The organism is Brasilonema sennae CENA114 (genome assembly GCF_006968745.1).
Lineage (GTDB): Bacteria > Cyanobacteriota > Cyanobacteriia > Cyanobacteriales > Nostocaceae > Brasilonema > Brasilonema sennae.
This window is the reverse complement of the sequence record NZ_CP030118.1, coordinates 795,307-821,708: the sequence shown is the minus strand read 5'-3', so window position 1 is coordinate 821,708 and position 26,402 is coordinate 795,307. Positions and strand designations below refer to the sequence as shown.

General features: G+C 42.1%; 21 protein-coding genes, 2 pseudogenes and 1 CRISPR repeat array. Of the genes and pseudogenes, 7 read left to right on the top strand and 16 right to left on the bottom strand.

Annotated elements, in window-relative coordinates; all coding sequences use genetic code 11:
- Nucleotides 1-17 precede the first annotated feature (17 nt).
- Entirely contained in the window at nucleotides 18-1,118 is a 1,101-nt protein-coding gene (locus DP114_RS03450; RefSeq protein ID WP_169264547.1) for a metallophosphoesterase family protein, read from the top strand.
- A 21-nt stretch (nucleotides 1,119-1,139) separates the two neighbouring features.
- Here the strand turns inward: DP114_RS03450 and DP114_RS03445 are convergent, their stop codons facing one another.
- Nucleotides 1,140-2,360: an FIST signal transduction protein gene (locus tag DP114_RS03445; RefSeq protein ID WP_171975461.1), complete on the bottom strand. Its 1,221-nt coding sequence runs from the start codon at nucleotides 2,358-2,360 to the stop codon at nucleotides 1,140-1,142.
- Between the two features lie 1,026 nt (nucleotides 2,361-3,386).
- Between DP114_RS03445 and DP114_RS03440 the strand changes: the two genes are divergently transcribed.
- Together DP114_RS03440 and DP114_RS03435 are read left to right on the top strand one after the other, a co-directional pair.
- On the top strand, nucleotides 3,387-3,614 hold the full coding sequence (locus DP114_RS03440) for a Calvin cycle protein CP12 (protein WP_169264549.1): 228 nt from the start codon (nucleotides 3,387-3,389) through the stop codon (nucleotides 3,612-3,614).
- A gap of 295 nt (nucleotides 3,615-3,909) precedes the next feature.
- Complete coding sequence (locus DP114_RS03435) at nucleotides 3,910-4,506, top strand: DUF3177 family protein (RefSeq protein WP_171975460.1); 597 nt, start codon at nucleotides 3,910-3,912, stop codon at nucleotides 4,504-4,506.
- Between the two features lie 59 nt (nucleotides 4,507-4,565).
- Here DP114_RS03435 and DP114_RS03430 read toward each other — a convergent pair whose 3' ends face one another.
- Nucleotides 4,566-4,784, bottom strand: a complete 219-nt coding sequence (locus DP114_RS03430) for a hypothetical protein (protein ID WP_171975459.1) — start codon at nucleotides 4,782-4,784, stop codon at nucleotides 4,566-4,568.
- 150 nt (nucleotides 4,785-4,934) lie between these two features.
- Between DP114_RS03430 and DP114_RS03425 the strand changes: the two genes are divergently transcribed.
- Nucleotides 4,935-5,234, top strand: coding sequence for a DUF7734 family protein (locus DP114_RS03425; RefSeq protein ID WP_169266246.1), 300 nt, complete (start codon nucleotides 4,935-4,937; stop codon nucleotides 5,232-5,234).
- A 250-nt stretch (nucleotides 5,235-5,484) separates the two neighbouring features.
- A complete protein-coding gene (gene guaA, locus DP114_RS03420) occupies nucleotides 5,485-7,107 on the top strand; it encodes a glutamine-hydrolyzing GMP synthase (RefSeq protein WP_169266245.1) in 1,623 nt (540 codons plus the stop codon).
- A 466-nt stretch (nucleotides 7,108-7,573) separates the two neighbouring features.
- Here guaA and DP114_RS03415 read toward each other — a convergent pair whose 3' ends face one another.
- From DP114_RS03415 to DP114_RS03375, 10 genes and pseudogenes are all read right to left on the bottom strand, one after another.
- Nucleotides 7,574-8,968 carry a transposase gene (locus DP114_RS03415; protein WP_246162595.1) on the bottom strand — a complete coding sequence of 465 codons (1,395 nt, stop codon included), beginning with the start codon at nucleotides 8,966-8,968 and terminating at the stop codon, nucleotides 7,574-7,576.
- Between the two features lie 74 nt (nucleotides 8,969-9,042).
- Nucleotides 9,043-9,216 (bottom strand): annotated as a pseudogene (locus tag DP114_RS03410) (cation efflux transmembrane domain-containing protein); the annotation flags it as partial.
- On the bottom strand, nucleotides 9,217-9,513 hold the full coding sequence (locus DP114_RS34265) for a hypothetical protein (protein WP_211178817.1): 297 nt from the start codon (nucleotides 9,511-9,513) through the stop codon (nucleotides 9,217-9,219).
- Nucleotides 9,510-10,262 (bottom strand): transposase, encoded by a 753-nt coding sequence (locus DP114_RS03405; RefSeq protein ID WP_216669932.1) that lies wholly within the window; start codon nucleotides 10,260-10,262, stop codon nucleotides 9,510-9,512. Before DP114_RS03405 ends, DP114_RS34265 begins: the two co-directional genes overlap by 4 nt.
- Before the next feature lie 398 nt (nucleotides 10,263-10,660).
- Nucleotides 10,661-10,879, bottom strand: a pseudogene (locus tag DP114_RS03400) (cation efflux transmembrane domain-containing protein); the annotation flags it as partial.
- Between the two features lie 290 nt (nucleotides 10,880-11,169).
- Nucleotides 11,170-14,061: direct repeats of the CRISPR family, unit length 37 nt; unit sequence GTTTCAATCCCTAATAGGGAGTAAGAGAAATTTCAAC.
- Between the two features lie 304 nt (nucleotides 14,062-14,365).
- Nucleotides 14,366-16,432, bottom strand: coding sequence for a ribonuclease catalytic domain-containing protein (locus DP114_RS03395; protein ID WP_171975458.1), 2,067 nt, complete (start codon nucleotides 16,430-16,432; stop codon nucleotides 14,366-14,368).
- Nucleotides 16,433-16,540: 108 nt separating this feature from the next.
- Entirely contained in the window at nucleotides 16,541-16,756 is a 216-nt protein-coding gene (gene rpsR / locus DP114_RS03390) for a 30S ribosomal protein S18 (protein WP_048869186.1), read from the bottom strand.
- 2 nt (nucleotides 16,757-16,758) lie between these two features.
- Entirely contained in the window at nucleotides 16,759-16,953 is a 195-nt protein-coding gene (gene rpmG / locus DP114_RS03385; protein WP_169266302.1) for a 50S ribosomal protein L33, read from the bottom strand.
- Between the two features lie 179 nt (nucleotides 16,954-17,132).
- Nucleotides 17,133-17,675: an RDD family protein gene (locus DP114_RS03380; protein ID WP_169266301.1), complete on the bottom strand. Its 543-nt coding sequence runs from the start codon at nucleotides 17,673-17,675 to the stop codon at nucleotides 17,133-17,135.
- 72 nt (nucleotides 17,676-17,747) lie between these two features.
- Nucleotides 17,748-19,337 (bottom strand): hybrid sensor histidine kinase/response regulator, encoded by a 1,590-nt coding sequence (locus DP114_RS03375; protein WP_171975457.1) that lies wholly within the window; start codon nucleotides 19,335-19,337, stop codon nucleotides 17,748-17,750.
- Nucleotides 19,338-19,760: 423 nt separating this feature from the next.
- Between DP114_RS03375 and DP114_RS03370 the strand changes: the two genes are divergently transcribed.
- A complete protein-coding gene (locus tag DP114_RS03370; protein ID WP_171975456.1) occupies nucleotides 19,761-21,080 on the top strand; it encodes a molybdopterin molybdotransferase MoeA in 1,320 nt (439 codons plus the stop codon).
- Between the two features lie 70 nt (nucleotides 21,081-21,150).
- Here the strand turns inward: DP114_RS03370 and DP114_RS03365 are convergent, their stop codons facing one another.
- From DP114_RS03365 to DP114_RS03350, 4 genes are all read right to left on the bottom strand, one after another.
- Nucleotides 21,151-22,395 (bottom strand): serine/threonine-protein kinase, encoded by a 1,245-nt coding sequence (locus DP114_RS03365; RefSeq protein ID WP_171975455.1) that lies wholly within the window; start codon nucleotides 22,393-22,395, stop codon nucleotides 21,151-21,153.
- 482 nt (nucleotides 22,396-22,877) lie between these two features.
- Nucleotides 22,878-23,246: a chorismate mutase gene (aroH, locus tag DP114_RS03360; RefSeq protein WP_171975454.1), complete on the bottom strand. Its 369-nt coding sequence runs from the start codon at nucleotides 23,244-23,246 to the stop codon at nucleotides 22,878-22,880.
- 78 nt (nucleotides 23,247-23,324) lie between these two features.
- The gene (gene sppA / locus DP114_RS03355) at nucleotides 23,325-24,146 is read right to left on the bottom strand and encodes a signal peptide peptidase SppA (protein ID WP_169266296.1); all 822 of its coding nucleotides are present in this window, start codon (nucleotides 24,144-24,146) and stop codon (nucleotides 23,325-23,327) included.
- Between the two features lie 546 nt (nucleotides 24,147-24,692).
- Entirely contained in the window at nucleotides 24,693-24,980 is a 288-nt protein-coding gene (locus DP114_RS03350) for a hypothetical protein (RefSeq protein ID WP_169266295.1), read from the bottom strand.
- A 545-nt stretch (nucleotides 24,981-25,525) separates the two neighbouring features.
- Between DP114_RS03350 and DP114_RS03345 the strand changes: the two genes are divergently transcribed.
- Complete coding sequence (locus DP114_RS03345) at nucleotides 25,526-26,323, top strand: MlaE family lipid ABC transporter permease subunit (protein WP_169266294.1); 798 nt, start codon at nucleotides 25,526-25,528, stop codon at nucleotides 26,321-26,323.
- The last annotated feature ends 79 nt before the right edge of the window (nucleotides 26,324-26,402 follow it).

The window sequence follows — 26,402 nt, the reverse complement described above, 5'->3', positions numbered from 1 at the left end:
AGATTGTCATAAAATCAATGATTTCAAATTTTCGCTTTGCTGTGGTCAGCGACTTGCACCTTGCGCTTTCCCATACAATCTGGAATCATCCCAGTCGTTTTCATTTGGTGGAAGTTAGTATTCCTGCGTTTGAAAGTGTACTAGAACATTTAACACAACTTAATATAGATTTTCTTTTGCTTCCAGGAGATTTAACCCAGCACGGTGAACCAGAAAATCATGCTTGGTTGCAAGAACGCTTAGCACAGCTTCCCTTTCCTACTTATGTTGTTCCTGGTAATCATGATGTTCCAGTTGTGAAGGCGAATGAGCAATCCATTGCGATCTCAGATTTTCCGCACTATTACCGTAAGTTTGGCTACGAGGATACTGACCAACTTTACTACACTTGTCAGTTACTGCCAGGTGTTAGGCTCATCGGTTTGAATTCTAACTGTTTTGACGACGAAGGACAGCAGATAGGACGTTTAGATACTCAACAGCTACGGTGGTTAGAAGAAGTTTTAGCTGGGACTGGTGATGAATTTGTCTTAGTCATGGTGCATCACAATGTTGTTGAACACCTGCCTAATCAATCACGCCATCCAATGGCAAATCGCTATATGTTAGGAAATGCAACAGAACTATTACAAATTCTAAAGCGGTACGGCGTTCGGCTGGTGTTCACAGGACACTTACACGTTCAAGATGTTGCTGATTCAGATGGTGTATACGATATAACAACAGGTTCTTTAGTGAGCTATCCTCATCCTTACCGGATATTAGAGTGTCATCAGGATAATCACGGTCAGCAATGGTTGCAAATTTTATCATATCGCGTCAGTTCAGTGCCTGATTTCCCGAACTTGCAACAGACATCTAAGAAGTGGATGGGCGATCGCAGTTTTCCCTTTCTCGTCAAGTTCCTAACTCTGCCTCCTTTAAACCTGCCAATGTCGCAGGCAACAGAATTAGCTCCCAGTTTACGCGAGTTTTGGGCAGATATGGCGAATGGGGATGCTGTGTTTGATTATCCCAACTTTCCACCAGAACTGCGTCGCTACTTTGAGAAGTATGGTGCGATCGCCCCTAGTGGAACTCCATCCTTCATCGATAACAACACTACATTGTTACTTTAGTGGACAGGTAAAATCTCTAACTTATTCCTGAGTTGCGATTGCACGGCAAATTCCAAAGACAGAGGTATAATTGTGTAGCAAAGTACTGCCACCTACAGGACCGATTTCACCGCCACAAAAGAAGCCGGCTATTGGAATATCTTTGAGATAACGCCTAAAAAGCTCAGAATCGAAATTAGGTTTTCGGTAGAGTCCTTCACCACGTCCCACACAGGAAAACATCAGCGCACCAACTGCAGACGGCTGTGCAACTTGTTTTGTGTTATAACTTTCTAAAAGGAATTCCAAGTCTTCAGCAGAAGTTTCAGCGTCGCGCAGGTGAAATTGTAGGCGTTGTCCTGGTCGAATATAGTCTGCGATCGCAATTGCCCCGGCTGTTGGATCGACTCCGAGGATGCTACGAATCAAAAAGTCTCCCTGGTGCAAATCTTGCTTGAATCCATCCATCGCCAAACCAACAAATAAAGAATGTTGTGCCAAGATTCGGTCTTCTTCACTTAAATTGGCAATCAGATCTCGCAAGACAACCAGTGGTTTTCGCTCATCGAGTTCGAGAATGATATTGCGATCGCTTTTTGTAACTTGGTGCAGTTTCCCAATCGGTCGGCATCCTTGTGCCACAATCGTTTCCAAGACAATATTACCACTCAAAGCGACGCCAATTATTCCATCTTTATACACTTTGTCATTGTAGAATAAGGCGATACGACCTCCCAAACCGCCGCCACTTGCTTGTCCTCCTATGGTGACCGATCCAGGATAAGCAAAGTCTATCCCTTGTAATAAATCGTTAATTCCAGATGAAAACGAGCCAGACAACAATATGAACTGTGGCGCAGGTGTTGATGGTATACCAATCAAATCAATCCAATCATCTGGCGGACTATCTAGATCAGGTAATTCTTCAGGAACAATATGAAAACCTTTAACACTCACTTCAGGCAGATGCGCTAAGGTCAAACTCAAGGCTGGTTCTGCTTCCAACTCTTGGGTTTGTCCACGCCCAGTTGTCCCAATCACACCACCACCGCTACAACCAATAAGCACAGGTACAGAAAGTCGCTCAGCAAGTAAGGGTAAAAGCCGGGAATACTCACTCGTAAAAGCAGACGAAATAAATACCAGCCCTAAATCAGCAGGTGCTGTTAACGACGAGACAGCTTGTTGTACTACATCTTCAATAGCTGCTTCCAAAGAAGGACGGGTTGATAAGGCGTTTGCCCACTGTATTTGGTCTGCCATGAGTTTTCCACTTTTTTTTCGAGGCTAATCGGTTTTTATTTTTATCCTATCAAGAACCGACGATAGGACTCCTACTAAGCAGATGGTGGAGTTTGGCACCAGCCATAGGTTAGGCGATGTGGTGAACTGCCGAGCAAAATAAATTGTATAATTTATATTGATAGCCAAAATCCAAAATCTTAAAAGATAAAGACGAATACAAAATTATTAATACGGTTTACTGTAATAGTTATACTGGGTAGGCTGAAAACCCCTGAGAAGCAGGTACGTAGTACCGTTCTTCGTACTATGCCCGAAGGGGCACGCTGCGCGAACAGGCAGGGGACGCCACATGCCTCAACGGGGACGGCAGGTGCTCTTGGGGGAGACCAACGCCAGACACCTCTGTCGGGAAACCCTCCTGCATGGCTAGCGCTCCCCAAGACCGCACTGCAGGAGGGAACCCCCCGCACGGCAGTGGCTCATGAAAGCCACTCTTGCTGGGTTTAGCCTGCCGTCAGAAATGAAGGGACAACTACTCGTGTTATGCGACAATACTATTAATGGTCAATGACCCACCCGAGACGATGGAGACATACAGCCTAACACCAAAGTTTGCAATATTTTGCAACGGCGAGGAAAAATCGGTAGACCGGGAAAAGAGGACGGGGCAATGGCAAACATCCCTTGAATCACAAAACATAAGAATTCCTTTTTGGTTTTCGATACATACGGCGGTGGGGCTCATCGTTTCAGTCTGTGGAGCGAACGTAAGACCAAATCTCCTTCGGGAGTGGAGGCAGTTGCTAAGAAGCAGAAACCCTAAGTCGTGAGTCTTAGGAATCCCCGCGCATTTATGCAAAGCTCGCCGCTTGGGTTGCTTCCCCCGGCAGACTTTGCGCCGGGGAGGATGTCAAGGAGGACATTCCCTCACTTACTGGTGAGACGACTTTTGGTCAATTACAGTAAAATGGAAACTATAGTGCAAAAACTGTCATTTTTGAATTTTTTCTATACTTGTATTGAAAACACAACAAGACTAGGAACATGAGCAACAACATACAAGACGCAATCGAACAAGAACGTGAACAAGTTCGTGCCACCTGCGATACCTCAGGTAAAGACTCTCCTGAGTGCGCCGCAGCTTGGGACGCATTAGAAGAACTACAAGCCGAGGCCTCCCACCAAAAGTCAAATCAAAAAACCAAAAACTCTCTTGAAAAGTACTGTGATGATAATCCAGATGCAGATGAGTGCAGAATTTACGATGATTAAAAAGTGATTCGTCTAGCAGTTTGTTTATGGTGCGTTTGCAAATAACCAGAATGAGTTTACTGGCTATCTTGCATCTTCAACACCCCTCATTGTACAAAATCTCACTCCAACCTCATTCCATTTTCTGTAGAAAACTGGAAATGTGTGTAGCGAGTGAGATTTTCATATCATCCTTTATTTAGATAAAGGGCTGGGAATGGCTGTTTCTTTCTAAAGAAAAAAGCACAAGGTTTATGGGTAATATCATATACTGATTGACTATTGACTATACTTGTTGATTTCTCATAAAAAAATTATGAATAATGAACTCTGGTTTCGTCCCTTTGTTTGGATGGATTACCGATTAGCAGTATTATTCGCAGTGATTATCCCGATCATTCTGTTAATTTGGGCATATGTAGAAAAAGCTGAAGGAATACAACGCTTGCTCACGATTTACTGGCGAGTCGCAAGTTTATTGACAATTACCGTGTACTTAATGATTGCGGGCTTTGGAGTAAGTTTTATTTCAGGACTGATTGGTCTGATTTTGATTCCTATTTCTCTGTGGTTCTGGGTGGATCTCAACGATGAAATAGAATATCAGTCAAATGGCCCTTTAAAGCTGCTTTTTACCTCCTGGCGTTGGGCTACGACTGTGTATTGTATTTTGAGCGCAATTGCCTTTATACCTTTTGTGGGTTGTGGTTTTTCCTCAAGTCCGATCGCAACTCCTTATTGTCGCGTTTGGCTTGAAGCTCCATTACTCTTCAAAGATTATTTCCATCCCAACTCCAAACCTGCCTTTCTCGGCTTTCTGGGTATCGTTGGTTTAATTATTTATGTGCTTTACTTAAGTTACTTCGTCGTCGTTAAACTAGGTAAGCAGGGACGCTCAGCAACACCGCAGTAGCTTGAAAAACACAGGGAACAGAGAATAGGGAACAGGGAAGAAGGGAGATTATGTTTCTTTCATTGATAGCACTTACGCAAAACAGATCCCCCAACCCCCTTTCCAAGGCGGCTTTTAAGATTCCATCCTTTCCAAGGGGAGCCAGTGCGTTGGGGAGCCAGTACTGCAGGAGGTGAGACCAGTGCTGCGGGAGGGTCTCCCTCCGCAGGCATCTGGCGAACCCGAAGGGGTTTCCCGACAGAGGTATCTGGCATCCGGCGCAGCCGACTTGTTCGCATGATTGCGTCTCCCCTTGGGAGATAGCACCTGGCGTGCGCTAGCGGGGATCGAGGTTTTGAGTTTTCAGTGCGTAAGTCCTGATTCATAAAGGGTGGTGCGGCGCCCGTGAGGCTGCTTATCAGAAACATTAATGACACGTCATTTTTAAAATGAACAATTCTATCAGCAAGCGCTTGGAACAATATACTGTCAAACGTCCCCAAGAAGTCCTGCTCGTAAGTGTGGAAATTGCGGGTGAGGAAGACCAAATTGCAATTTTTAAAGGCTTTTCTAGCTCTTTGACGCGCCCAACTGCCTTTGATCCCGATGTTCCGGTGCTGCAAGATGAAGCAAAAATTATCAAAATTGACCGCGTAGCCAGTCCTTATAATCCGGAAGCACCCCGCTACATCCAACAAGGACTTTCTTGGGACAATATGCAAGTCCTGTTGTCACAAATGGGAGTTTGATAATAGCAAAATTATGTTAATTTATTATAAATAATCTTAAGATTCACCAATCAGGCTATAATATTTTACCAATCTAAGGTAAGTTTTTTTTCTTAATACCATTTACACATAACTATCGGCTAAGCAGACGCATTCAAAGTCGCGTGTGCAGAGGGTTTCTATTACCATCACAGCCTGACAACGCAGAGAAATGGTATTGTTTTTAACCTGATAAGCCACAATTTCTTCTTACACTCACACCTTCCCTGCCATGAACACTGCGGTGACTCTACCAACAGAACAAGCGCCTGAAAAAGTTGAATCTTTAAAGCCGCTTAATCGCCAAATGATTGTTATTCTCGATTTTGGTTCTCAGTATTCTGAACTGATTGCCCGCCGAATTCGTGAAACCCAAGTATATTCTGAAGTCCTTTCTTATCGCACTACAGCTGAACAACTACGTCAACTCAATCCTAAGGGGATTATCCTTTCTGGAGGTCCCAATTCAGTTTATGACAATGGTGCTCCCCGGTGTCACCCAGAAATCTGGAATATGGGACTTCCGATTTTAGGTGTGTGCTACGGTATGCAACTTATGGTGCAACAGCTAGGCGGGGAAGTGGCAAAGGCTGACCGAGGTGAGTATGGTAAAGCGTCACTCTACATAGATGATCCCACAGATTTGCTCACCAATGTTGAAGATGGTACGACGATGTGGATGAGCCACGCAGACTCTATCACTCAGATGCCAGAACAATTTGAATTACTGGCACATACGGAAAATACTCCGTGTGCAGCTATTGCTCATCACGACAAGAAACTTTACGGCGTCCAATTCCATCCAGAAGTAGTGCATTCTGTTGGTGGTATAGCTTTAATCCGTAACTTTGTGTACCATATCTGCGAGTGTGAACCGACTTGGACAACTGCTGCTTTTGTCGAACAAGCCATTCGAGAAATTCGCGCGAGAGTTGGCGAGAAACGTGTGCTGTTGGCGCTTTCTGGAGGAGTCGATTCTTCTACCTTGGCATTCTTGCTGCATAAAGCTATTGGGGATCAGTTGACTTGTGTTTTTATCGACCAAGGCTTTATGCGAAAATATGAGCCTGAACGACTGATCAAACTGTTCCAAGAACAATTTCACATTCCGGTAGAATATGTCAACGCTAGGGAACGGTTCCTTTCTTCACTATCTGGCATTACTGACCCCGAAGAAAAACGTCGTATGATTGGGTACGAGTTTATCAGTACTTTTGAGGAAACATCCAGACGCCTCGGACCTTTTGATTATCTCGCTCAAGGCACGCTTTATCCAGACGTGATTGAATCTGCTAACACCAATGTTGACCCTCAAACTGGAGAACGGGTAGCAGTGAAAATCAAAAGCCATCACAACGTTGGTGGATTGCCCAAAGACTTGCGATTCAAACTGGTAGAACCGTTACGGAAACTGTTTAAAGATGAAGTCCGTAAAGTAGGACGTGCTATTGGTTTACCAGAAGAAATTGTCCAACGGCATCCTTTTCCTGGACCGGGTTTAGCGATTCGCATTCTAGGCGAAATTACTGCCGAAAGGTTAAATATTTTACGAGATGCAGACTTAATTGTGCGCCAAGAAATTAACAAACGTGATTTGTATCACGATTACTGGCAAGCATTTGCTGTTTTACTACCAATTCGCAGTGTAGGTGTTATGGGCGACCAACGTACTTATGCTTTCCCCATCGTTTTGCGGATTGTCACCAGTGAAGATGGTATGACTGCTGACTGGGCGCGTGTGCCTTATGATGTCTTAGAAGTGATTTCTAACCGGATTGTGAATGAAGTCAAAGGTGTTAACCGAGTGGTTTATGACATCACCTCCAAGCCACCTGGAACTATTGAGTGGGAGTAATTTCAAAGGTAGGGTGGGCATTGCCCACCCAGCCCTTTCAACGCGAACAAATGAACTAGTGAGTCATTCCAATGACACAAGTTGCAGATGAGTAGGAAAATAGATATTTTCGACCAATTTTAGCGTGTGTTAACTCTGAGAGTTATGAGTGGAGTTGAGACTAAAAATCGGCGATCGCCATCGACAGTAGAAACTTCGCTTAGGCGTGAGCAAAAGGTGTGATGAGCGAACAAGCGGAAATGCTCGAGTTGTCTCCAGGAGGCACGAGGGGGGCTGCGCCCTCCCTCAGGACTCCCCCCGTTGCCTGTCGCTGAGCGACCGCCGCTATCAAAATAGCGAGTGAAGCGGCATCGCCTGTCGTGGCGGTCACTCACCCTTCGGGTTCGCAGTCGCTACAACGGGGGGAACCCCCGCAACGCGCTGCGAACCGCTTCGCTGCGACAGGCTCAAAAAAAGATTACTTATCTCAATAGATATCTAAAAGGCGTGCAGTCGAAACATGACGATGTCTATGATCAACAATTAAAGGTTGGCGTTTTTTCTTCGGACTTCTTATGGCTTTGAGAAAACGTTTGAGATTCACGCCAGTCGCCAGCTGTTGTAAAAGTTGTCCCATTTGGTCTAAAGAATATGTCCTGAATATTTCCCACTGCTGGGATGGAATAGCAATCATCATCCCGCGATATGTGCCTTGAATTTCATCTACTAAGTAGAAATCAGACAAACCTGCATCAATTTTGGCGATGCCATGTACGCTTCCTAAGGCGGCTTTTAGAGTGGCGAGAATGTTGTATGTTACTAACGCCATCGAAAACGAGAACAGGGCAGCTTTAGGATAGGCTAACGTTTGAATTTCGGCGTTAAAATTTTCAGTTACGGTTTGAAAAAGGGTTTCTAGACTCCAACGATTACGATATAACTCGGCTATTTTTGCCGCATCAGCGTGGCTTAAGGGTAAGTTTGTCAAAATCGCTATTTCCCATTCTTTGTCTCGTGTTGGCACAAACAACTTCAGCACAACTCGTCGGCATTTTAAACGATTTCCCTCGTAACAAATTTCGATGCACTGCTCAAAAAGATTTCCTGTATCGGTTTGACCCAAAGCTCTTAAGGTGCTCAGTTCTGTCCAACCTAAAGACCCATGTTGCCGAATCACAAAGAAAGCTTTTTGCTGTGCAATCGTCCACAGAAACTTGGCTGTGCAAAAATTCCGGTCTCCAGTCCAAACATCGTTTGGTTGTACACCAGACAGCACATTATCAAATAAACTCCGCTCATTTGCATGACCATCTTGACAAAGAATAATATCTATTACCAGTTTTGATAGTGGATCTAATACAACTATTGCTTTACCTGGCAAAGCTTTAGCTGCAAATAAACGAATTGCATCTAATCGATGGTCTGTAGCAGCCAAACAAGTCCCATCTACAATTTTATGCCGATATCCTGGTAGTGGATTTGGCTGTTCTCCACCCATGATTTCAATTAGCACTCGCAAATCGCTCGCTGTTTCTCTTACCAATGCTTGACTCACACTCAGTTCTACACCGCAGAGCTTTTTATATAGTGCTGTGGTGCTCACAATCAGGTTTGTTGCTCTGGCTTTATAGGCGGCATGAACCGATTTTTGAATTCCACACACCACCAAACTCATCAAATCTACTTGGCTGGAAAATAGTAATTCTTGCTGGTGCTGTACTTTCGCGTGAGTTTCAAATAATTTATCCATCCGTTCCGGGGCAAATACACGCTCCATTAATCCTCGTGCCATTACACTTACTGGACTTTCTTGGACAAATTGTTCAAAAATGGAGCGTAGCATCTTGACACCCAAACTCGCCCTTATATCTTGAGGATACATCGAAGTTGTACCTCAGATTCCTGACTGGCACAGGGTTTTAGATTTCAAAATCCTAGTTCATTTGTTCGCGTTGAAAGGGCTGCCAATAACAACCCCAACTCTGGTGGTGATATTGTGATGGGCTTACCACCACCATTGATGATTCGTTCAACCGCCCCCTGGAGAATTTCAAAACAAGCTATACCTAAAAAAGCAGAAATTCCCAACGCCCCTACTGCTTCAAATTTTAAATGTCCGTATGGATGATCTCACATCTTGCACCTGGAAATATGAATGTCAAAACCACAACTACGTGCGAGGGGAGCTAAGCGTTCAATATCAAGTAAAAGAAGAGACACGACTATTTGGGTAAAAATTGATTCTAAGGCAGTTTGTGCAGCCTGACCCCAATCAGGTGGTGATCCAGACTGAATATGAAGATAAGTCCAATGAGCAATGAGGTAGGCAGTCAGAGAAAGAATCAGCCAGCGATACATGCCAAGGAGAGAACCCTGTCCAAAACGGTGCAAACCAAAACGTTCGCGAAGCGTGACCCTTTGGGTCATTGCTTTGCGGTTTTAAACCATCCCTCAATTTGCCAACGACGCTTACCCCACCACTTGAGAGTAGAAGCTTTAATGGGACGAGTAGACAAGACAAAACGTTTTTCAAGCTTGCCCTTATCGCGCTTTAAGTAATACCAAGATACGGTAACGGGAAACTTTAAACCAACCAAACGGACTTGTTGTCCCTGTTTGTGTAAATGTCTTAAAACTCTTCCATCAACTAATTTACGGTTAATAGCCACACCTGTAACCGCATGATATTTCAACTTGCGTACACCATGAAGAAATTCCACGCTCCCAAAAGCCGTATCAACCAAAATATTCACCCGAAAGCGTTCAGTTAAAGATTTAGGTAAACGCTTAACTAACCTGAGTCCTAGTTGAGCGGGTGAAGGTGTACCCTTACCTCTCCAAACACGGAAGTTCCAAGGTATGCGCCACTTTCCGACAACTAAATAAACTACTACTATATGCAGACCACGTTTACCGTTATAAACTCTTATTAAATCCTCAAAGTTTTTAAATTTACCCCGTTTTTCAAGAGTCGTTAGGTCAATGATAACCTGTAAAAATGGTTTACGTCCTTTCCCTTCTGCTGAAAAAACCTTTAAGCTCGTCTCTAATACATGGTTACGAACAATACGAATCATATCCCTTGTTGACCAAGGATTGATATTTAAAAACCGACTCAATGCACTCGGAGATTTGGTTTGAGAGTGTTCAGGTAAGGGATGCCCTTGCGCTTCCAAAAATCATCCCAGCATTGCATCAAGATTATCTTTTTGGTATTGCGTCGGCATTAACTCTTTGAGATTGTATACTAGCTTTTGGGCGTAGGTAAGCATTGTTCTTGCTATAAAAAATTCGATATTTCACGCCCTTTCTCTCATATTTTCTGCTATCAAAGCAAATTCCGTTTTTGAAATTAAAGTTAGCGCTGGCGCTCCGCGCTCGCCGTAGGCGATCGCACTACAGGATGACGCAAATAGTCATCCCTACATCTTGTATTTTTGGAAGCTTTTTATGTAAAATTACGGCTACTTTAAGTTTCTTTATCACTCTTATGTACTTAAATTATTGATTCATCTTCTGTTATATTTTTGTACTCCTTATTTGCCTTTTACGGGTTTGTTCGGTTAGGTGCAAGATGTGAGTGATCCCGATCTGGTCTTGGGGAAGAAAACCGACTGGCAATTAATCCTAATATATTGTTGGCGCTATCAGTCACACTATGTAAAGCGTCAGCTGTCAAACTCAGAGAACCTGTCAAGTTTCCGACGACAGCTTTTAACACCATGACGAATATATTCAGCAGTAAAGTAATAATTAAAACCTTTCGTACCGTAGTGCGGTTATCCTGAATCATAAAGTATTTTTTTATCAACTTAGATAAATCTAAGTTTAAAACGAGATGTGTCAAAAATCTTTCAAATCCTTACGTGGTAAGGATTTACTTTCTTATTACATCAATAAATAATATAGTTTTCTTGAGAAGATTTTTAGCTAATCTTGAATTTATTCCTCTAATAATTAGCTATAGCTTTTTTCTGGAATTATATTTTTTTGCATTAAAAGTCATTAAAATCTTAATATCTTAATAGGAGTAAGAGAACTTTCAACCTTGAGCGTACCTGCGATTTGCAAGGGAATAGTCTTGTTTCAATCCCTAATAGGGAGTAAGAGAAATTTCAACAACATTTCAGGTTCGTCACCAGTTGTGGTTGATGCTGTAGCTGTTTCAATCCCTAATAGGGAGTAAGAGAAATTTCAACGATGACTCTGATTTTGAGACTTCTCGCTGGGTTGTGTTTCAATCCCTAATAGGGAGTAAGAGAAATTTCAACTCCAGAGTACTTAAGTGTGCTCTATACAATTTCAAAAGAAGTTTCAATCCCTAATAGGGAGTAAGAGAAATTTCAACACCGATTGCTATCTGTTTGTCTACATTATTAAGTTTCAATCCCTAATAGGGAGTAAGAGAAATTTCAACTAAAAATACAGGAATTGCCAGTAGCTGGATTACGCGGGTTTCAATCCCTAATAGGGAGTAAGAGAAATTTCAACTTGTCCGAGAAATACCAAGAAGCGACAAGACCAAAGTTTCAATCCCTAATAGGGAGTAAGAGAAATTTCAACCAGCGCTCCTGAAGGTGTGGAAAGAATCATCCCAGGTTTCAATCCCTAATAGGGAGTAAGAGAAATTTCAACTCACAGATATTCGGAACTTTAAGGAAGTAGACGCAGTTCAAGTTTCAATCCCTAATAGGGAGTAAGAGAAATTTCAACTTCCGACGAGGATAGGTGTCGCTTGGTGTTTGTTTCAATCCCTAATAGGGAGTAAGAGAAATTTCAACAACGCTCTATTTTTTCGGGAGATATTTTGGATAGGCTAGTTTCAATCCCTAATAGGGAGTAAGAGAAATTTCAACGTTCTCGGCTAAAAAATGTCATTTTTATTAATTGGTTTCAATCCCTAATAGGGAGTAAGAGAAATTTCAACGCTGGAATATCTGGTGATGCGCGATCGCTATGAAGTTTCAATCCCTAATAGGGAGTAAGAGAAATTTCAACAGAAGCGATCGCCCGGAAAATTACACGGTAGCAGGTTTCAATCCCTAATAGGGAGTAAGAGAAATTTCAACGTTTTAGTTCGGGTTCCAAAGTTCCAGAATCAGGTTTCAATCCCTAATAGGGAGTAAGAGAAATTTCAACCTTGAGTTCGGTCTTGTAAGCTTGCTTCTGTTGAGTTTCAATCCCTAATAGGGAGTAAGAGAAATTTCAACCTTGCTTCGTACTGTCTTTTGAATTTGTCATTGATGTTTCAATCCCTAATAGGGAGTAAGAGAAATTTCAACTAGGGCTGATCGATTTAAGTTGTTAGCTGGGTTGCTGGTTTCAATCCCTAATAGGGAGTAAGAGAAATTTCAACCTTCCTGTTCTTTGCGACGTCAATATGCCCATGTTGTTTCAATCCCTAATAGGGAGTAAGAGAAATTTCAACGATCGCTTGGTTGATCATGGTCTGCTTGAGTTATGTTTCAATCCCTAATAGGGAGTAAGAGAAATTTCAACCTAAATGGTGAGGTGGTGGAGGTGCGGTTGTTTATTTGTTTCAATCCCTAATAGGGAGTAAGAGAAATTTCAACAAGTTTCTTGGGAAGTACTTCAGAGACCTTTAGACGTTTCAATCCCTAATAGGGAGTAAGAGAAATTTCAACAAGCTGTACAATTCCATCGTGCATCAACCAGACGTGTTTCAATCCCTAATAGGGAGTAAGAGAAATTTCAACTGTTAGTCGTTGGTGGGACTACACTCAAGATAAGTTTCAATCCCTAATAGGGAGTAAGAGAAATTTCAACAATTGTCTCTAAAACGCTGGCGTCTTTTATCTTGTAAGTTTCAATCCCTAATAGGGAGTAAGAGAAATTTCAACCCACTTAAGGTTACCCTGCGTACATCAGTGTTACCTATGTTTCAATCCCTAATAGGGAGTAAGAGAAATTTCAACTATTTATTGAGGTTGTAGCCCTCTTTGATTCTTGGGTTTCAATCCCTAATAGGGAGTAAGAGAAATTTCAACCGACCGGGCTAAAAGTTCCCAGAACAGGCTGGGTAGTAGAGTTTCAATCCCTAATAGGGAGTAAGAGAAATTTCAACTGGGTTGGGTTTATTCCTTCCCCAGGGTTTTGTCATTTGTTTCAATCCCTAATAGGGAGTAAGAGAAATTTCAACCCACTAAGAGACACTTCACCGGACGGGTTTATGGTGTTTCAATCCCTAATAGGGAGTAAGAGAAATTTCAACCAACTCTTCAGTCATTAGCCCTTCATAATGAGGTATTAAAGTTTCAATCCCTAATAGGGAGTAAGAGAAATTTCAACAATGGTATTGTCCCCAGTCAGGTACAGAAGTATTTAGTTTCAATCCCTAATAGGGAGTAAGAGAAATTTCAACATACTTGAGTCTAGAGCGTTAGGTATAGTATGAAGACGTTTCAATCCCTAATAGGGAGTAAGAGAAATTTCAACCACCAATTTTGTCAAATTCACTGTGTGCAAAAATTTTTCTAGTTTCAATCCCTAATAGGGAGTAAGAGAAATTTCAACGTAGAGCTTAACCGTAGACTGGGAAACTCGTCCGATTCGTTTCAATCCCTAATAGGGAGTAAGAGAAATTTCAACATGGTAATATGCTGAAGCCGCCGCCAAATATTGACTTAAAGTTTCAATCCCTAATAGGGAGTAAGAGAAATTTCAACAATTAAATGATGCGTTAGGCGTAGGGATAGATTTGTTTCAATCCCTAATAGGGAGTAAGAGAAATTTCAACACAAATATCAGAAAAAAAACAAACTTCAATGAATAAGTTTCAATCCCTAATAGGGAGTAAGAGAAATTTCAACGCCTGATGTACCAAAAACATTGGGGAATAATTCACCTGTTTCAATCCCTAATAGGGAGTAAGAGAAATTTCAACTTTAGCTGATCTCATCAAAGAACTTTCCAACCTTGTTTCAATCCCTAATAGGGAGTAAGAGAAATTTCAACTGCGGCACTCAGAAAACTGCACCATATAAAGTTTTCAAGGTTCAAAAGCGCGGATGCTCTGATCATAACATGCAAAAAAGTAAATTAATTGACAGGTAAATCGCTGAAATCCAGTCAGGGCAAAGAGCGCGGATGGTTATAAAATAATTTTCTCCGAAATCCTTGTCCTGTAAGCCATCCAAGCATTTTTTTCTAAACCCATTTTTCTACACCTACCCATCCGCGCCATCGGCTAAAAAAATCATCTTATTGCAAGGTTATTAACCACCCATCATTACAAAAACAGCAGCCACACAGCATGGAATTACATAGAATTCGCCGTAGGTTGGGCTTCTTGATAAATAATTTCCTGAAACTGAATCACGTCTCTAAGTGGATCAGCATGAAGGACTTTCACTAACATCTGTTCGCCCAAATTCACAGAACGTTTAAATAACATTGGCAACTGCAAGCCTAAATCTTCTAACAAAATCAGGGCTAAGCCACTATCTTCTCTCAACCACATCAGCACTGTTGTTTCCCAAATTTCATCAGGCTGACGGCGCAAATATTCTAAAGCCCAATATCTATTCGTTTGCCGTTCTACCATTGTCACCTCTTGGGTGATTGAAGATACGGTCATCATGACTTGTTTTAACTGTTCCGCTGAAAAGGGCAACACTTCACCACGTAGGTGTGCTTTCAGTTGAAAGTGAGTCAGCAAATCACTATACCGACGGATGGGAGAAGTGGCTTGGGTGTAAGTGTCTAAACCTAAACCAGAATGACGCACGGGGGTTATGCTCATTTCGCTCTTAGGCATACAACGACGCATCGCGCAAGCCCGGACAAATCCTGCTGGCAGTTGTAGCAGTTCTTGCTCCGGAGGTAACTCCGGCTGTGGTTGACCGCGAAAGGGCAGGGGTATGTTATACTTTTGACCGTAACGAGCAGCAACTTCGCCAGCAACAATCATCATCTCAGCGACCAATTGCCGTGATGTGGAGTCTTGTAATATATCGATGCTGATATTGTCGCCTTTGACTTTAATCATTGCCTCGGGCATGTTGATGCTGATTGCTCCTTGAGAATACCGCCAAGTTTTACGTCGTCGTGCCCAATTGGCGATCGCCGCAATTTCTGATTCTGCCTGCACGCCCAAATCCAACACTTCGTCAACATCTTCGTAAGTCAGGCGATAGGTTGGTTTAATGAAACTTGGATGGATGGTGTAATCTTCTACTGCCCCGCTGTCATCTAAAATAATTCCAAAACTCAAGGCATAACAGATTTTTCCCTGCACCAAGCTCATTGGTCCTGTTGCCAGAATTTCAGGGAACATAGGAACCATGCCTGTCGGCAAATATACTGTACTGCCTCGCTTTCTTGCGTCTAAATCTAACTCATCTTCTGGTATCAACCAGCGTGTCGGATCAGCAATATGCACCCACAACCGTTCTCTGCCATCGCCAAGCAATTCCCAACTTAGACCATCATCTATCTCGGTTGTACTTTCGTCATCGATTGTGTACACCTTAAGATGAGTCAAATCCAGGCGGTTGACGTCTCTGTCTGGTGGATGTGATTCCAATCGCTGTTGCGACACTTCTAATACCTTGCTAGCGAACTGTACCGGAATTGACGAACGACGTAAAAATAAGTTTTCATAAGGACTCCAACAACCCAAATCCACTAACAGTTGAAATGCTCCTTGGGGGGTTGCGGGACGTCCCAGCATATTCATCGTTTCCAAAACCAATGCTGGGGGAGGATAAGCACGAGCTAGGGAGTCATAGTTTAACCCGACACGTACTATATCAGCAACTAACGCTGCATATTTTTCTATGGCTTCTAGGCGGTGGCGATCATAGCGTTGCCATTCTACTGGTTCACCTTTGAGCGCCTGTTCTACTCTAGCCAGAAATTCCTGCTGTCCTTTAGCTTTGAGTGCCTCTATTTCTAGTTGGTGTTTGCGTTCTGCGACTTGAGCTGCACTTCGCGGCTCGTAAGCGTCTCCCTTCTGTTTGAAGTAAATTTTATCATCTGATAATAAAAGATACGCAGCGTAGCAATAAGGTGCTTGTGATTCAGAAAACAGTAAATTTGCCATCTCACAAGGCGTTACTGTTTCCCCACCTTCTACGAGTAATTCCCAAGCTACTTCTAGACTGGAGGGGTCTAAATAAGGCTTAACTTCCTCTAAGAATCCGGAGATTTGTGAAGGTTTGTACGTTTCCCCAGTCACTGCGTAAGTTATTTGCCGAGGTGCGAGACTGTGGGATTGACCACGTTCATCTACTACAAACAAACGAGTTTTGCCGTCTGGGCGGTCTACTACACCCAAACGGCGATCGCTACCAAGTCGAAATTCAACTAGCGTCCCCTTCTCCACAAGCCTCGCAATGATTTATATTCAGAATTTTTATTTGAGATTTTAGTTAGGAGTTAGGAGTTAGGAGTCAATTACTCATTACTCTTAACTCATCACTCTTAACTATTATTAGCCTTCAGCATTGATAAACGGCAACAATGCCATAATACGAGCACGTTTAATTGATAAAGTCAACTCTCGCTGTTGCTGAGATGTCAGTCCTGTAATTCGTCGAGGTAATATCTTGCCTCGCTCAGTGATAAACTTACGCAGCAAATCAACATCTTTGTAATCAATTGGTTCTCCCGGCTTAATCGGGGATAAACGACGGCGGTAATAGCTCATTGTTACTTAATTTCCTTGTGAACGGTATGTTTGTTGCAGTGCGGGCAGAACTTTTTGAGTTCTAGTCGATTGGTGGTGTTTCGACGATTCTTTGTGCTTGTATAACGCGAAACTCCAGGAGACCGCTTATCTGAATTCGTACGACACTCAGTACATTCGAGTGTGATTATTATCCGGGCACCTTTACTCTTGGCCATAATCTTACAAAAAGTGGATTTGGAGGAGAATCAGCAGTTATCAGTTACCAGTTACCAGTTATTTAGTTATGAGTTATCACAGAGGTCAAGAAATCGCTTCTTCTGTTCCCTGTTCCCTGTTCCCTGTTCCCTATTCCCTGTTTCCTGTTCCCTGTTCCCTGATTTAACACAAATAACAATTATCTCATATTTCGCCGCCTTTTTTCAACTAACCGCTTAATTTTTATGTCAAGAGAATAGCCGCGACGCGACGAAACGACCATAGTCTTGGCATAGCGGTCATGCAAAGCTTGCCGCAGTTGGGTATCAGAAAAAGCTGCACCACAGTCTATTGCCAAGGGAACAAATAGCAGTATAGCAGTGGGATTACGTATGATGTTACTCAGAGCGATCGAAACCAGAAGTGCCCCAAGTCCGATTATTCCTTCTCGCTTCAAAAGAGATTGTAAATCAGGAACTCTACCTCGTTCGATTTCTAATACCTTGATATCAAAAGCATAGTGCCCTAAACTTTGCCCTTGATTGTTGTAAGGTACAATAACCCGTAAAATTACCCAAGCAATAGTAAAAACTAGTATCTGAAGAATTTGCACACCGACTTGAGAACTTCCCAATAAGGAACTCACTGTCCAGACACAAAGAAAATCAATGCCTGATGCCATTCCTCTTCGCCCAAAATCAACTTTAGGATAGTGTTTGGGAGGAACTTGTTCAATAGACATATTTAAGATGCGTATTTAGAGGAAGTTTGGAGGTTGGTTTTGTTTTTCCCTCTAGTTTAATGTTAAAGTTACTTACGCATTCTTTCCGGCAGAGAGCCGATGAGATTTGTGCTTCAAACTTTGTAAATCTGAACCACTTTCAATAAGTTCTAAGGACTGCAAACTTTGATGATTCAATGAAAGCTTGACTGTAAATGTTGTCCCTACTCCCACTTGGCTTTCTAAGTCGATCTGACCTTGATGCAGTTCAACACACTTTTTAACTATCGATAGTCCCAGTCCTGTTCCTGGAATAGTACCTACATTGCTGGCACGATGGAAAGTTTCAAACAAAAGTTGTTGGTCTTTGATAGGGATACCAATACCAGAATCTTGGATTTGGAACGTGATAGTATCATCTTGACAAATTACATCAAATCGAATTACTCCTCCTTGAGGAGAATACTTGATGGCATTGGAAAGTAAATTAGTCAAAATGTAACGCAATAAATTTTCATCTACCAGAACTGGAGTACGTTTTCCCTGAAACCTAAAAATAATTTGGTGTTTTCCACTAGCACTTAATTGTAAAGTTTGTGTAAGTTCGCTACAGAAATGTTCTAAATCTTGCAGTGTAGGTTCGTATTGTAGTTTGCCTGCATCACTTCTGCCCCAAAATAAAACTTCATCTAATAATTGCTGCATCTGACGTATGGCAGTTTGAATTTTGCCAAAGTATTTACTTCTTTGCGGGTCAGACAACTGATGGTTATATGATTCGAGTAGTTCTACTGCTGTGCGAATCACGGACATTGGATTGCGAAACTCATGGGAGACCATCGAAACAAAGTTAGATTTCATTTCGTTGAGTTCCCGTTCCTGTTGCCATGCTTTGATCATCTCTGCTTCAGCGCGTTTTTGCTCGCTAACATCACAAGCTTCGACAATCAGTAGCACCACTTTTCCAGTTTCATCTTTTAACGGTCTGACGGAAAAGTCAATCCACTGGATAAAATCGTTTGCGCTGCGTAATTGCAATTCATGGCGGAGAAACTCACCATCAGCAGCTTTGGCAATAATACTTTTCAACCACCCTGGATTTAGAGAAGATAAATTCCAGCTTTCAAGACTCCACAACGGTTTGCCAACACAATCTTGTTGAGTACGCCACAAATTCAGGGCAGATTGGTTCATTTCCACAATCATCCCCTTACAACTAAGTAGCACTATTGATTGAGATGTTTGTTCAAAAACTCCCTGCAAGCGATGCTGACATTCTCGTAGTTCATTCAGAATTTGTCGCCGCTCGATAGCATATCGAATAACATGTTCTAGTAAATTTGGCGTAATTTGTCCTTTTACCAGATAATCTTGTACACTATTAGCCACTGCTTGTAAAGCAATGTTTTCATCGTCAAACTCCGTTAGCACCACTGTTGGGATGTTTGGTGCTGTAGTAGAAAATTTTGCCAAAGTGTTCAATCCTTGAGAATCCGGTAGAGAAAGGTCTAACAAAACTAGATCAAAAACGTTTTTGCTACAGGCTTTGAGCGCATCATTGAGACGCTCCAAATGTACCACACGCCATTTTTCCTTACCTAAATGCCAAAGTGTTTGCTGCAACAACTTGGCATCGGTGGGATTATCTTCTACTAAAAGAATGCTAATTGATGCCTTATTCATAAAATTAAGTTATTTTACTGCTGTGATGTGAACTTGGGATAGTTCTTCGCAGCGAAATATAATGACGACGTTATTATGATGTTGAACTATATGTATGAATTGTGCTGTGTCAGTAGTCACTGTTGCTAAGGGGTTATCGGTAATAATGGCATTGCTTTATACAATCTTTATGGAAACTTTATTTAAAAATGGCTCCTTACCAGCCGCAGTATAAAATAATAATCAGTGACAAAAAGTTTTGAGACTGTAACTAATCCGGCTATTGACCAGCAAGTAGTAAACTAATTGCTGCATCTACATTGACCTTTTCACAATGTAACTCATGTCGTCTTAAGGTGACGAGTCCAGACGCTCTTAGTATTTTGATTGTTTTAGTTTTGTGTTTGGAAAGTTTCTTGGTTAGGTTATTACGAGGACGATATTATGCTATCAGTTAGCGATGCAGAAAATATTATTTTCAATCTAGTACAACCGCTGAATACTCAACAAGATACAGAATTGGTTGATTTGTTATCAACAGGTGATACTCTTTTGGATTTGTCCCCTTGGAGCGATGGCTTCTCTACCAGACGCGCAAGGGACGCTGCTGCGCTCCGCGCAGATCGCATTTTAGCATCACAGGTGACTAGTGAACTGGATTTTCCCCACTGGGACAACTCAGCAATGGATGGCTATGCAGTGCGGTATGAAGATGTGTACAACTGTAACGAGGACAAGCCAGCAGTTTTAGAGATTGTTGAAGAAATTCCTGCTGGGGTTCAACCGAAATCTACTATTCAATCAGGGCAAGCGGCGCGAATTTTTACAGGTGCAGTCATGCCTACGGGTACTGATACAGTTGTGATGCAAGAAAGAACACGTCGGGAAGGAAACCGTGTGATTATCCTTACAGCTCCAAAACTGCAAGAATTTGTGAGAAAACGGGGAATGTACTACCGAGCGGGGGAACAATTACTACCACCAGGTATTCTGTTGAAGGCTTCAGAAATTGCTGTATTAGCTGCATTTCAATGTACCCAACTGAAGGTTTTTCGCCGTCCCCGTGTTGCTATTTTCTCTACAGGAGATGAACTGGTTACACCTGACAAACCATTGCAACCTGGTCAAATTGTAGATTCAAACCGGTATGCCTTGGCAACTTTAATTCGACAAAGTGGTGCTGAGCCTATAATGTTAGGAATTGTTAAGGATAAACCAGAAGCGCTCAAGGAAGCTATTGCTTACGCTATAGCTCATGCTGATATCGTTATCTCTTCGGGGGGTGTCTCTGTGGGAGATTATGATTATGTTGAGCAAATTTTAGAGTCACTGGGAGGCAAAATTCACGTTCGTGATATTGCCACTAAACCTGGTAAACCCCTGACAGTTGCCACATTTGAAAACGATGTACGTCCAATTGTGTACTTTGGTTTACCAGGAAACCCCGTTGCTGCTTTGGTGACTTTTTGGCGATTTGTACAACCAGCTATCAAAAAACTTTCAGGACTTGCTCAAGGTTGGGAACCAGTATATATCAAAGCGCTGGCGCGTCAGGAGTTGTGTTCAGGTGGTAAGCGCGAAACTTATGTTTGGGGTCAGTTGTCCGTCAAAAATGGAGTTTACGAATTTCAGCCAGCAGGTGGTCTTCAAAATTCTGGCAACTTAATTAATTTAGCTCAAACCAATGGCTTAGCGGTTCTACCTGTGGGTACGACACTTATTGCTGCAAAAGAACAAGTGCAAGTCTTACAGATAGGGTCTTGAGACTTCCACAGCTTTGTTAGGATACTTAGCTACACCACAATATTTACGGTAATTCACGCGGGAAGTTGAATTACTGTAAGACCTTTGACGCTTCAGGTGAAGGATTTTGAATTTTAGGAATAGGAGCAATCATTTGCACAGACCAGTAGCTAAAAACCATGAAAATCAAACCAGATACTACGCCCAACATTAAGCCAGTGAGTAAAGTCAGTTTTCCTGGAGAAATACAAATAGTCTGATCGTTTTCTGATGATGGATTAAGAGTTGACTCCTGTGTTGGTGTGTAGAGTTTGGTTACTAACTCCACTATCTCTTGTTCTGAAATATTGTTTGTTTGGTTGTTTAAAAGTGGTGCGGATAGGTTGTTCTCAAAAACTTGGTTAACATTCTGCTCAGGAAAGGAGTTTTGGTACTCGGATCTTACATTTTGTGGTAGAAGAGTAGAAGCCCACTGTTGTGTTGACGTGTAAAAATCAGTGAGTGGCGCAAGCGCTTCTAATGCTTCTTTTGCCGAGTTATATCGGTCTCTAAAGTGGTGACATACCATCTTATTGAGTACTAAAGCAAGCTTCTCATTAACTTGAGCTAACTCTTGCCAAAGAATTTCACCTGTATTGCGGTCTTCAGGTAGTTGTGTCGGATGCACTCCTGTTAGTGCTTGGATAGCAATCATACCTAGGGCATAGATATCACTATTAGGACGTGGTTTGCCTCGTTGTTGCTCATGGGGCATATAGCCTGGTGTACCGATCGCAATGGTTGTATATTCAAGGGGAATGAAGTTTGAAGTTTTTCCTTGATTTATAATCAATTGATTCCAAATTGGCTTGACCGCACCAAAATCAATCAGGACTAACCGATTGTCTTGCTTTCGTCTAAGAATATTACTGGGCTTGACATCTCTGTGGATCAGTCCGCAACTGTGGACAAAATTCAGGATACTCAAGACCTCCCACAGTAGTTGAAAAACTTTGCTTTGGGACCAGCGATCACCAGGTGGCAATTCTACACTGAGGGCATGCCCTTCAATGAACTGTTGCACCAAGTAGAATTCAAGATTGTCTTCAAAATGAGCTAAAAGATGAGGAACCAGGTCATAGTTGTCCAGTTTTTTCAGGGCTTCTACTTCTCGGCTAAAAAGTTTTCTACGTATTTCTACTGAAATTGGAAACTGACTACTAGGTAAGAAATGTTTTACGACACAGGTGGGATAATCCGGGAGGTGGGTATCTTGAACCAAGTAGGTTTGACCGAATAGACTTTTACCTAAAATTTGAACAACCTGGTAACGCTCCCCTTGTAACTTGGTTAACATGTTACGACATACCTGACGGTTGCATTAACTCATTTTACCTAAAAAATCTTTATTGAGCAAAATTATACACGTTTTGCATTCATATTCATCACCTTACCTCACCCCCCGCAAGGGGGTGAGGTTTTGGAACTTAAGTTTCTGTTAGAAATATGCTTTTTACCAAGTCGGCTTTACCTAAATTCGCCAAACCCGTATTTCAACCTCACAAACAGTGCATTTAGTAGTTTCCAGAGGTTTAGTGCCACTAAACCAATGCCAACAAAAGTAAAATCAAATCAACACGAAAGTTATCCAATGGTCTCCAAATTGTTTGTGATTCTTAAGAATAAGGATCGAGAATAGCAAGCAGGTGAAGCCAGCACCACACTTTTACCTAAAGTTCAGGGGCAAAAAGGAATTGATCTGGCTGGGTTGATGGTGCTTTGTTACACCTGCTTAAGTATGGAGAATATGCATAATCGCAGAAACTGTCAAATTTCACCCTACAAAAGCTGGGGCACATTCCAATCAGGACGTAACTCTGCGGCCTGACGCAAATAGGCATGGTAAATTGGGGTGGAGGTCGGGAGATAGGCGTGAACTAAAAACCGGATGCAACGTTTTAAGCTGCCATCAACTTGCATTTCCTGTACATCTAACATAGGTACACTGTCCCAGTAGGGGCGTGAACGTGCAATTGCAGCAGGAAAAGTAGCATTTAAATCCTTTGTTACGGAGAAAGTCACACTAATAATATCTGTTGGATGCAATTGATTCCGTTTTTCTAGTTCATCTAGTAATTCAATTACAGCTTCTCGCATTGCTTCAACCGTATTTTCTGGGACAGTCGTTGCTCCGCGAATAGCCCGCATTCGCCACTCCACTCAAAAATCCTCCTTATTATGAAAGGTCATTAGTCAAATGACCAATGACAAAAAACAAATCACGATTTATGGTCTATACAACCATAGGGGTAAACCACTGGTAGACACCTCGAATTCGACCCAACCGAAACCAGCCCCAAGTCCTGAAGAAGCTTGACGGCTTCCTGGCAAAATGCGGCTCAACAGAGGTTTGGGTTCTTCAAAGGTGTAAACGGGGGCTTTTTCCGGGTCAAGACCAGCCAGCTCCGCAGCCCAACGCCGAGCATCTTCTTCCGTTCCCAGACGATCTACAATACCTAACTCTAAGGCTTGCTGTCCAGTGAAAATTCGACCGTCTGCGAAACTTCTCACAGTTTCTACTGCCAGGGAACGTGCGTCAGCTACTGTCTGAACAAACTGCTGGTAACTTGTATCAATTAATTCTTGCAAAATGCTTTGTTCCGGTTCTGTTAGTTCCCGATCAAACGCCAAAATGTCTTTGTAAGGACCAGACTTTATAACTTTAAAGGAAACACCTACTTTTTGCAACAGACGTTCCAAGTTATTACCACGCAAAATCACACCAATACTACCTGTAATCGTACCAGGGTTAGCCATGACGTGTTGCGCTCCCATGCCTACGTAGACTCCACCAGAAGCAGAAATGTTACCAAAACTAGCAACTATTTTTACTTTCTCGCGCAACCGCTTCAAAGCACTGTAGATTTCTTGAGAATCTCCTACTGTCCCACCAGGACTGTCTATCCGTAGCAGTAAAGCCGGAAATTTTCTTTCTTCTAAAGTTTTTAGGGCTTCTAGTACTCGCTTGCGAGTCGCACCGGCAATGACACCCGTCATTTCAATACGAGCAATTTGTTTACGAAAATTGGGCTTAAAAGGCCAAACCATGAGCAGTAAAAAAACCTCCTAACAAACTTAATCATAAAACGTTAAGCGCTCAAACCACTTGCTTTCCCTATGTTAAGAAAAACAAGCAAGTCGTATACATTATTAAATTTAATAAAAATTTAATAATGTATGTAGATATTGACCTGCTATGATACTTAAGTAAAGAAAAAAAAAGTAAAAAATACTTCAAGCAGTAGAAGACAACAAAAGTTTTTTCTCTTCCCCGAAAGATATAAGCATATATACTTAGAAAAATACTACAGCCTACCCTACAAAGGGTAAGTAGCTTAATATTTATTAGATTGACTTGAACATAGCGCAATGCAATATTAACCTGCAGCATCTGCAAGCTTAACAATTAAAAGGTGTATTTAGCGTATGAGTATATGTAGTGTAGTGGCATTCAACATAAATCATCGCAGTTGATTTATGGCAATTGCGAGTGACGCAGCACTACCAGCGTATGAATTATTGAGAAGTCTAGTTCCTAATCCATCAAGACACAGAACAAAATACAAAGGCAGAAGTAAGTAAAACAGAATAAATCTATCGCAGCATTTGATACCTGTAATAAGCATAAGTATCAAACAGCGCTCCGACAAAACTGCAAGTTGAACAGATAACAAATAATCCTCCAACAGGGGTGCCACTGCCAAATACAGAGAGAAACTCAGTAATTAGACTGGAAACAACTTCTGTAACCTCTTGTAAGCCAGGAATATAACCAGCCAGGGATAAGGCGAATAACACGCCACCAAACAATAACATGGGAGTGACGAAGCTAAAAATAATCGATAGCACCAGTGATCGCAGAAAGTTCATCATAATAGTCATTGGGATAAGCTCCTTAAGTTCACAAGGCAGACAAATTTAGTCTAGTCAGTTGTCACCTTCTACAATAAGCGCGATCGCCCCGGCTCAGACGATAGTTCAAAAATCTTAAGTTTTTATTAAAGTATATACACAATCTCCCCAGGATATGTGGCTAAATGCAAACAGGGTTTGACACAGCCCAAACCCTGAAAAATCAACCTTTAATCATGTCGTTGCAGCTTTTGCCCTAGTGATAAGGCCGCTTGCTAAAGCTTAAATTTCTGAGATTTGCTTTAAACTAAGTTAATCTTTCACGAAAGCAGAGGACTGAGGCAGTGAGGGAGCAGAATAATTTATGACTCATGACCCTTCGGGTTCGCCAGATGCCTGGCTGTCGGGAAACCCTCCCGCAGCACTGGTCTGACTTCTGACTCATAACCTCTTAGAAAAGTGAGATTTTACGAGATCCTGTTAAGCGTTAAGCCTTCCCTACAACTGCCACCAAGTCTGATAACTAGCTCTGGAATTCGCTATGATGGCGGCAGTTACAGAGTTGAGCTTCAACATTGAGTGAAACAACATCCAAATCTGGTTTCGGAGTATGGACTCAGCGATTGCTGGCAGCAATTTTCTTGGCTGGACAAGTCATAGTTCACCTGTTACGGGGGAGAATCAATCGGCGCAATACGCTAGAGCAAATGGCAGCAGTCGGTCCAGATTCCCTGTTTATTGCCCTAGTAACGGCTGTTTTTGTTGGTGCAGTATTTACTATTCAGGTGGCGCGGGAGTTTATTAACTTTGGCGCAGGAAACTCAGTTGGCGGAGTGCTGGCGGTAGCGCTAACACGCGAACTCTCGCCTGTTTTGACAGCTGTGGTTTTAGCAGGACGAGTAGGTTCAGCGTTTGCAGCAGAAATCGCCACAATGCGAGTTACTGAACAAATTGATGCTCTTTTAATGTTAAAAACTGATCCAATTGATTACTTGGTTATCCCTCGTGTACTTGCATGCTGCTTAATGTTACCAATTTTAACGCTCTTATCTCTGGTAACAGGTATGCTAGGGGGATTAATTATTGCAATAAATATATATAATTTGTCGGAAAATGTGTTTCTAGACTCAGCCCGCAGCTTTATTGGCATTTGGGACATTGTGAGCGCCATGATTAAAGCGTGTTGCTTTGGAATTTTAATAGCCGTCATTGGGTGCAGTTGGGGTTTAACGACAACCGGAGGAGCAAAAGGAGTCGGACAATCAACCACAACCGCTGTTGTCACTGCTTTGTTAATTATATTTGTTAGCAATTTCTTTCTTTCTTGGATTATGTTCCAAGGAAGTGGCAGTGCATCATTGCAAGGGTTGTAGACCAGTTACCAGTTACCAGTTACCAGTTATCAGTTAACAGATATTTCAACCTTCTTCGGTTTTAAGAGTTAAGCGTTCC